This window comes from Cellvibrio sp. (assembly GCF_053579595.1).
This window is the reverse complement of sequence record NZ_JBRFPI010000305.1, coordinates 1-5,628: the sequence shown is the minus strand read 5'-3', so window position 1 is coordinate 5,628 and position 5,628 is coordinate 1. Positions and strand designations below refer to the sequence as shown.

Annotated in this window: 5 protein-coding genes; all 5 read left to right on the top strand. The window is 48.1% G+C overall.

The genetic code is table 11. The features are described from left to right. The coding region (locus ACWA6V_RS16320; RefSeq protein ID WP_449523485.1) for a M48 family metalloprotease at positions 1 to 816 on the top strand (816 nt) is incomplete at its 5' end. Positions 817 to 921: 105 nt separating this feature from the next. Beyond that, on the top strand, positions 922 to 1,488 hold the full coding sequence (locus ACWA6V_RS16315) for a TRAP transporter small permease subunit (protein ID WP_449523484.1): 567 nt from the start codon (positions 922 to 924) through the stop codon (positions 1,486 to 1,488). Next, positions 1,482 to 2,852 carry a TRAP transporter large permease gene (locus ACWA6V_RS16310; RefSeq protein ID WP_449523483.1) on the top strand — a complete coding sequence of 457 codons (1,371 nt, stop codon included), beginning with the start codon at positions 1,482 to 1,484 and terminating at the stop codon, positions 2,850 to 2,852. Before ACWA6V_RS16315 ends, ACWA6V_RS16310 begins: the two co-directional genes overlap by 7 nt. A 234-nt stretch (positions 2,853 to 3,086) precedes the next feature. Next, entirely contained in the window at positions 3,087 to 5,252 is a 2,166-nt protein-coding gene (locus tag ACWA6V_RS16305) for a hypothetical protein (protein WP_449523482.1), read from the top strand. A gap of 108 nt (positions 5,253 to 5,360) precedes the next feature. After that, on the top strand, positions 5,361 to 5,628 hold a 268-nt coding region (locus tag ACWA6V_RS16300), incomplete at its 3' end, for an acyl-CoA thioesterase (protein ID WP_449523481.1).

Sequence of the window (5,628 nt, the reverse complement as noted above, 5' to 3'; positions counted from 1 at the left end):
TTGATTGCCGGTATTGCGATTGCCGAGAAAAAGCCCGAGTACGGTGCTCTGGGGGTGGGAGCGTTGGCTGTTGGATCACAGGCATGGAAAGCGAAATACGGTCGCTCCCATGAATTGGAGTCCGACGAAGTGGGCATGAAGTACATGGCCAAAGCGGGCTACGATGCGCAAGCGGCAGTTGAGCTGCAGGAAATTTTTGTGAAGTTATCGGAAGGTAAAAACGCCGGATTTATCGAAGGCCTGTTTGCCAGCCATCCACCCTCACAAGAGCGCGTAAGCAAAAATCGCCAACATGCGGCTAAATACCCGGGCGGTGTGCGCAATAAAGAAGCCTTCCAGCGTGCCATGGCGCAAGTGACCAAAGATAAAAAAGCCTACGCCAATTATCAAAAAGCGCAGAAGTTGGCGGGCGAGAAAAAATATATCGATGCACTCGTCTACGTTGACCAATCCATCGCCCAGCAACCGAAAGAAAATTTATTCTGGGAGATGAAAGGCCAACTGCTGTTGCAGCAGGATAAAACCACTGAAGCTGTTGCGGCATTGGATCGCGCGGTACAGGCCAACCCGAAATATTTTAAACCCTATGTATTTCGCGGAATCGCCTACAGCCAATTGGGTAAAAACGATATGGCGGAGAAAGATTTGCTTACCGGCCAGCGCTATTTACCCACGCAAATTGCTGCCTACTATTTGGGTGAAGTCTCACTTGCTAAAGGTAATCGAGCGCAAGCGCAGCAATATTATCAACAAGCTGCGCAAGGCGGTGGCGAAATTGGCCAAGCTGCCAATGCCAAATTAGGCAAATTGCAGTAATTCATTTTTCTGCAACACAATTTGTATCACAACAATAAAAACACGGCGGCGATTAACCCTTTGCGTATAATCGCCGCCACAAAATCTTAATAAAAAATCCAACACATGAATAACATCCCTGCATCCGCATCACCCAATCCTGTCGTTCGCTGGCTCGATGCCATCGCTGAATTTACCGGCACCACCACTGCCTGGCTCACCGGCATTATGGTGATCATTGCCTGCATAGTCGTCGGCCTGCGCCATTTATTCGGTATAGGTTCCATCGCGCTGCAAGAATCAGTGACTTATATGCATGCCGCCGTATTTATGCTCGGCGCCGCCTATACGTTAAAAAATGATGGCCATGTGCGCGTGGATATACTGCATAAAAAAATGTCGCCGCGCGCGCGCGCCTGGGTAGAGGTGTTGGGTAGTTTGTTATTCACGTTACCGCTGATGATTTTTATCGGCTGGGGCAGCCTGGAGTTTGTGCAGGAAAGTTGGCGCATTGGTGAGGGTTCGACTGATTCCGGTGGTATCGGCGGCGTGTATTTATTAAAAAGTTTATTGCCGTTAATGGCATTGAGCGTGAGTTTGCAAGCTATTGCTGAATTACTGCGCAGTCTTTTGGTACTGATGAATGTGACACCTGCAAATGGAGTTGATGCGCAGGAGCAACCATCATGCTAATTGAATTAATTCCGCTGTTTATGTTTGCTGCCATCTGCATTTTTTTAATGCTGGGATATCCGGTTGCTTTTACGCTGGGCGGCGTTGCCTTGGGATTTGCTGCGCTGGGTATTGTTGGCGGTATTTTTGATCCGAATTTATTAAAAAGTTTTCCATCGCGCCTCTACGGCATAATGAATAATTACACGCTGGTCGCGGTGCCGCTGTTTGTATTTATGGGTACGGTATTGGAAAAGTCTCGCCTTGCTGAAGATCTGTTGGCGAATATGACTAAAGCCTGCGGCCGCTTGCCCGGTGGTTTGGGAATTTCGGTGATTGCCGTAGGCGCAATGCTGGCAGCGAGTACCGGCATTGTCGGCGCGACTGTAGTGACTATGGGTTTGATGTCACTGCCGCTCATGATCAAACGCGGCTATGCACCAAGTTTTGCCTGCGGCACTATTTGTGCGACGGGAACGCTCGGGCAAATTATTCCACCCTCCATTGCATTGGTATTATTGGGCGACGTGCTCTCCAGCGCTTACCAGCAGGCGCAATTAAAGCTCGGTGTGTTTAATCCTAAAACCATTTCAGTGGGCGATTTATTTGTAGCTGCCATAGTGCCCGGTTTAATGCTGGTTGTGCTTTACATGCTCTATGTATTTTTTACCGCTTTTTTTCGCCCGCAGATTATTCCGCGCGTAGTAATTGATGAAGAAGACCGGGTATCTTTGCCAAAACTGCTACTGAGTTTGCTGCCGGTGCTATTACTGATCGGTCTGGTATTGGGTTCGATTTTAATCGGCGCCGCAACACCAACTGAAGCTGCCGGCGTGGGTGCGCTGGGCGCTTGCTTACTGGCGTTGTGGAAAAAACAATTTAATATTGTACGCTTGCGCGAAGTCTCGCGCTCTACCCTGCAAATCAGCACCATGATTTTTATGATCCTGATCGGCGCATCACTGTTCTCATTAGTGTTTCGCGGCTTCGGTGGCGAAGAATTAGTACACAGCTTTTTCAGCCAGCTGCCCGGTGGTGTTTTCACCGCGGTACTGCTTGTCATGCTGGTAATGTTTGTGTTGGGCTTTATTCTCGATTTTATCGAAATTATTTTTGTCGTAGTACCGATCGTCGGCCCGGTATTGCTCGCCATGGGTGTAGATCCCATTTGGTTGGGCATTATGATCGCGGTGAACCTACAAACCTCATTTCTCACCCCACCTTTTGGTTTTGCATTGTTTTATTTGCGTGGAGTAGCGCCCGCGAGCATCAAGACCAGTGAAATATATCGCGGTGTGATTCCTTTTATCGCGCTGCAATTATTATTGCTGTGTGCAATGGCGCTTTGGCCGGGCTTGGTGACTTGGTTGCCGGAGCAGATGTAACACATTTTTTAACAACTCCGTCCACACCAATATGCGACGATTTACGCTGTATATCGGTTAATCACAATGCCGAATTTACTCTGTGTCGTTAATGTGATGCGAATCTCATTAACGTCGCAGCTTGCCGTGTTTTCAGTTTCGATTCAGTTAATCCAACACAAACTTGCCGCTTTCTGGTTTAGCCGCAGTCATTGCGCTAAGCAGGGAATTTTCATTTATCACAGGGAGAATTTTATGTTACCTCTACTACGTTTCAGTGCAGCCATAACTGCACTCACCCTCGCTGCGTGCGGTGGCGGTGGTGATGACAAACCCGCAAGCCGTTCCAGCGCTGCATCTATTAGTTCAATGACTGCCAGTTCAATCGCGATTAGCTCGGCAGTAGCCAGCTCGTTGACGACGAGTGCGGTACCTTCTTCGATGGCATCATCAACAGCACTTTCATCAGTAGCACCATCGTCAACTGCAGTTTCATCGAGCTCAGCTTCCACCGCAGCGGTTGTGGTAAAAATTAACGGCACTATTAATGGTTTCACCGCCGAAGGCGATGCCAGTACGCTGGATGAAAACCAGGTGCAAGTCACTGTGCATCTTCTGGATAAAAATGAGCAAGTGTTGGCAAGCACCTCACCTATCGCTAGCGACTACAGCAACAGCGATGAGTTGCGCTTCAGCGCAGATCTGAGTGGTGCTGGTGCTACCAGCATTGCAGTGAATGTCAGCGCACCGGGCTACACCTCTTTTGCGCGTAAACTCGATGCAGAAAATCAAATTAATCTGGATGCAAAACTGCAAGCAGTTCCAGTACAAACTGTAGTGGCTGGCACCGCGACTACAGCATCCGGTCTGGAGTTATCCGGTTTTAATATTCAGGTCAGCGCTGATGACGATCAACAGAGCAATAGCCTGCTGATTAACATCCCGCAATCACTATTGCCCGATGACACCAGTTCATTAGATGTTGCGGTGCGCACCTTTGATCCCAATAGTCCTGAAGATGCTGAATTTTTCCCGGGCGCCTACGCGGACTCTGATGGTAATCAATTAGCCTCGGTTGGTTTTAATTTTGCCGAAATCAAAACCAATAACAATGAAACGCTGGTGACGGCAATGCGCAAAGCGCGTCAGCAAAAAATAGCCAAAGCCGGTGGCAACCAGAAAGCTATTGCGGAAGAACCCGTGCTGATTAATTATCAAATCCCGCCGCAAAGTTGTGCACTTCTGGAAAGTTTGGGCGATAGCGCGCCTAACCAGTCTGGTTTTCAAATCCCGGTTTATACCTACAATCCCGCCAGTGGTCTGTGGGATTTGATTGGCCAAGGCACGCTGTACAATGAAGCGGCTCAGCAGGTTCCCGCAACGCAAACGGCATTTAATTGCACTACTGAAACATTCACTCTGGAAATTCTGGTTGGCAATGGCATTTTCCAGCGCCAATGGTGGAATCTGGATTATCCGCTGGCGTTTAACCAACCTACGGATTACTGCGCAAACATCCAACTAAAAAATCCTGATGGCCAAACACTCACCGGTATCAATGGTTTTGTGATGGATAACGATGACAACTTTAATTTCGCTTCAAGTTTTTTCACGACTAATAGCAATGGAAATGCCAGCATTCGCATCGCCCAATCCAATATGGCTCCCGATTTGGAAGCTGAAGTTATTTTCTTTGATGAAAGCGAATTTGGTTATGTCACCCATAAGGTCACACTCTCAACCAATTGTGTTAATAGCCCCGTGCAGCAGTTAGTTCTAACACGTCCGCAGCTGTGTGAAGTGAGCGGCAACTTTGTCTATGAAAGTGGTGCGCCGGTCAATCGCAATTTTGTCTACGGATTTACTGGCCAAAATTCGTCGGTATTTGGTTTTGATTTTACGACCAGCAACACTCAAGGAAATTACCGCCTCAACCTGCCCTGCGGTGGCGAGTACACTATTTTGAATTTTGCTGCATTGATCGCGCAGCCTGATGAAGAACCAATGCAGGTTACACGGATAGATGGCAATCTCGATTCTGATGAGTTGAGTGATAACGGCGCTCAGGTAGTAATGAAAACCGAAGTGATTAAACACAGCCAACCCGTAGTTACCGGCATGTATGATCCTGCAACTAAGGCTCTAACCCTGATGGCTTACAGCAACTTTGATACTTTCCCTATGAGTGCACAAGTCAAAGTAAAAAGTCTGGACGGTGCAACCACAGTGCAAAGTTTTAGCGGAAATTTCACAGTAGATACCAGCGGTGAGGACGAGGAAATGCCGTTTTATTTCATGGGCAATTTAATTCGCACCATCGACTTACCCGCGACTGATAGCGGCTATTTACTTGAAATTACCTTTGTCGATGCACTCGGCAAAACCTGGACAGCAGTGCCAGGTGTAGTGGGTGTTCTGTAGTTTCAGTCATAGAGTCAATATAGTTAAGTAACTCTAAAACGACTGTGCCGATGGTACAGTCGTTTTTTTATTCAGCGGCTATACTTGCTGAAATCTTGAGGAGTTCACATGCAGACTTTCGCCAGCCATCCAAGCGGCACAATCGCCTTGCAAACCATCACCATGCCCGCTGATACCAATCCCTTTGGTGATATTTTTGGTGGTTGGGTGATGGCGCAGATGGATATCGCAGGGGCGATTCATGCCAATGAAGTCTCGCAAGGTAGAGTGACTACAGTGGCGGTCAGCAGTATGGTGTTTATGCGGCCGGTGCCCGTGGGCGCGATTATCTGTTGTTACACGACCACGTTACGTATCGGCAACACGACCCTTCGTG